We start from the raw sequence: 3,690 nt of genomic DNA on the forward strand, positions 1-3,690 counted from the left end.
TCGGTGAGGTCTCCACGTGCCATGCCGTTGGCCTACCAGGATCCAGGCCAAGGCGCAGGCGAATCCCCCTGATCTCAACTCCGTACAGGCCCTAGCCAGTAGGGCCTCGGTGAATACCGGAGCAACCAGTGAGGTGGTCGGGGTCGAGGGCATCCAGACGCTGTTTGGCCACGCTCGCTTGTCTTCTTCGCCGATGATTCGTTCGTTGCCCGCCCTCGCCCCGCGCCTTCCTCTGCCGATACGCCGACACACAACTCCTCGGCGAGCCCTCCGCTGTGTTTCCACGACCCTGGATCGTCACCTGGGTGCCGGGCGCCTGCCGACGGCGCCCCCGTCATGCGCGCCGCAGAAGCCGCCGATGTCCTGGCCGCTTTCCTGACGGCTCTTCACCAACCCGCCCCGCAGGCGCCAGCCGACCGCTCTGAGGGGGTTTACCAAGCAACTCACCGAAGCCACTGATCCGGGGCTGATCCCCGGCCCAGACACCGTCCGCGCGGTCTGGGACGTCGCCGCCGCGCCCGACTGGGCCGGCCCGGCGCTGTGGCTCCACAGCGGCCTGAATCCGGCCAACATCCTCACCGACCTTCTCAGCCGGGGATCTCGTCAGTGGCAGGTCTTTTGATAGACCAGTCCTGGGATGTGTCGTTGCCATTCGGCAGGGGACAGGTCGCCGTCCCGGTGACAGATCACGGTGGCGGCGGTGCCGGGATTGACGGTGATCTCGCGCAGGGCCCCGTCGGCGGTTGAAATGAGGAGAGCCGTCCGGTTGAATGCCACGGCCGGCTCGGACTGGGCGTTGTAACTGATCGGTGAGGCGATCCGCTGATATCTCCGCCAGTCCCACAGCTGGATGCCTGACTCGCCTCGGCTGGCGACGGTGGCGAGGAGCTCACCCTGCGGGTAAGGGACAAGAGTCATGATCGACGCCGCGTCCGCGTTCTGCGGCGGGGCCAGCGGTCTGCGCAACTCTCTGTCCCAGAACGTCAAACGCCCGTCGAAGTCACCGATGGCGGCGATGTCCTCGATGAAGAGGATCTCTCCGTCGGTGCGAGCGTCGGATGGGTGCCGGCGTATCGCTCCGGTGGCCGTATCGACCCACATTCGGTCCTCAATGGGTCCGTCCACGAACAACCGGCGCCCGTCCGGCTCGAAGAACAGAGCGCCTGTTCCCGCTTCGGAGATGGTGCGGAGCCATCTTCGAGCTCTTACGTCCCACAGCTCCAAGTCGTATAAAACCTGGCCGTCCATCGCTTCGTCGCTACCCGGTTTCGCCGTGGAGGGGGCGACCGCGACGGTTCTGCCGTCGGGGGAGAAGGCTATGGACCAGACTCCGATGGCGCCCGGTCTCCGGACGCGCAATACGCCGATGCTGCGGCCGTTCGCGACCTCCCACAAGGTCACCACGGGAGACCAGGGGTGGGTGAGCGCCAGCGTGCGCCCGTCGGGACTGAACACCGGATCGTACGATGTCTCCGCGGGGTCCTCTTCGGGGACATCGTCGACGGGTAGCGGCCCGCTCACGGGTTTCCGCGCGGCGACATCCCAAAGGCGCACCTCCGGCCTGCCTTTTCGGCGATCCGTCGTCACCAGGAAGCGGCCGTCAGGGCTGAACAGCCGCTTGTCGCCGCCCGGAGCGAGCATCTCGGGGTGGGTGTAGGGGGAGATGTCCAGGACGTTTACTGTGCCGAACTGGCCGATCACCCGGAGAAGGCGGGCATCCGGCGAGATCCGGGCATCGACTCCCACAACATCGGAGAGCAGCGGGGAATTCATCAGCAGTGCGCCGTCGTCCACCCGCCACAGGGCCACCCACCCCCCACCTCGCGTCCCGGTCAGGAACCGGCCGTCGGGGCTGAACTCCACTTGTTCGGGAGATGGAAGCAACGGGGGTAGGGTCTCCTTGCCCGAGGAGACGTCGAATAGCCGGATGCCGTTGTTGGTGGAGATGGCCAGGCGCTTGCCGTCTGGACTGAACACGCCTTCCGTGGCGGTTCGCGGTAGCCAGGGGGCCCGGAGCGGCTTGCGTTTCTTGAGGTCCCAGAGTTCCACTCGCCGCCCCGAGTTCGACACATCGACGGGGGACTGCGGGGTGCTGTTCGCTTCATTGGCGTCCACTGGGATGACCAGGGCCAGCCGGCCGTCCGGATTGATGGCGCTGACGGGCTCGTCGAGCACGCGTGTCCGGTCCGCGACGCTCCAGGCTTCGTTCCTGCCGTCGTAGATCCCGATGAGAAAGCGGCCGTCCGGGCTGAACTCTGTAGGTTCGAGGCCGGGAAATGCCACGCCGAGGTCGGCCAGGCGTCCGCCGTCGACAGTCCACAGCTGTGCGCCGGTCCCTTCGATGTCGTCCAGCGCCAGCGTACGGCCGTCGGGACTCCACATCAGCTGCGAGACGTCCTGGCCCGTCCATCGGGCGCTCGCGACCTCCTTCTTCGTGGCCAGGTCGAGCACGCGCAGGGCGCCCGGTTCGGTTGCCGTACCGGGTGTGAAGACGGCCAGCCTGGTGCCGTCCACGCTGAGCCCATGCACCAAATCTGTGGTTTTGTACGGGGTGGTGACGACGTCCACCAAGGGCAGCGCCATCGAGTCGATCAGCTCGCTCCTGGCCTCGGGGACCGGGGCGATCCGCCAGGCCGCGGCGCTCAGGCGGCGGGCCAGCTTCGGATCGCTCAGTCGCAGGGCGGCGGCGCGCCGGGCGGTCAGCCGGGCGGTCGCCTCCTGCAGCCGGTCGTCGGCCAGGCCCGCCTGCCGGGTGGCGACGGCCGCCGCGATCACGGAGGCGATCAGCGAGACCACCAGGACGACCGAGACGGCGACCCGGACCCGTGAGGTGCGCCGGGCCAGTGCCGCGCTCGCCTGCACGAAGTCCCGTTCCAGGGGCGTGAGATCGTCCCGGTCACCCGGCTCGATGAACAGCTTGCCGACGACGGCCAGGCGGGTGCCCCGGTAGAGGAGCCCGGCATCGCGGCCCTGCGCCTGCCAGGCGGTGGCCGCGTCGGTCAACTGCCGATGGGCGCGCAGCCGGTCGCGTCCTTCGTCCACCCATCCACGCAGTCGCGGCCACGACTCGATCAAGGCCTCGTGCGCGAGCTGCACGGTGTCCTGGTGCAGCGTGAGCAGCCTGGCCCCGGCCAACTGCTCGATGACCAGCGCGGTGTCCGCCTCCCCGTACGGGTCCAGCTCCGCCCGGGCGGCGGGACGACGGGTGTCATGGGCCTGCTCGCCCGGCTGGATCAACCTCAGCAGGACCCGCCGGGCGATCCTCGCCTGCGCCGGCGACAGGCCGGCATAGAGCTCCTCCGCGCTATGGCTGATCGCCCCATGGACTCTGCCCACGCTCTCGTAGGCGTCCAGGGTCAGCATTTTGCCCGTACGGCGGCGCCAGACCTCCCGCAGCGCGTGCGACATCAGCGGAAGCGCCCCCGGCTCGTCGGCGACGTCGGCGACGATCGCCGCTGTCAGCGCCCGCTCCACCGTCAGCCCCTCGGCGATGGCCGGCCGGACGATCGCTTCTCTGAGCTCGTCGGGGTGCATCGGCCCCACCAGCAGATTGGCCTCGCGCAGCGCTGCGGTGAGCTCGCGGTGCTCGGCGCATCGCCCGTAGAAGTCGGCGCGCACCGCGATCACCACCCGCATCCGGCTCTGCGCCTCCCGCGCGCTGAGCAGCAGGTCGATGAACCGCCCGCGCTC

The 3,690-nt window shown here is 68.9% G+C and carries 1 protein-coding gene; it reads right to left on the minus strand.

Annotated features, from left to right (window positions below; translation table 11 throughout):
- Positions 1 to 603: 603 nt before the first annotated feature.
- Positions 604 to 3,690 (minus strand): WD40 repeat domain-containing protein (locus tag ACIBI9_RS67690; protein WP_397239626.1); only part of this gene is annotated, 3,087 nt, incomplete at its 5' end.

Source organism: Nonomuraea sp. NPDC050451, assembly GCF_044458585.1.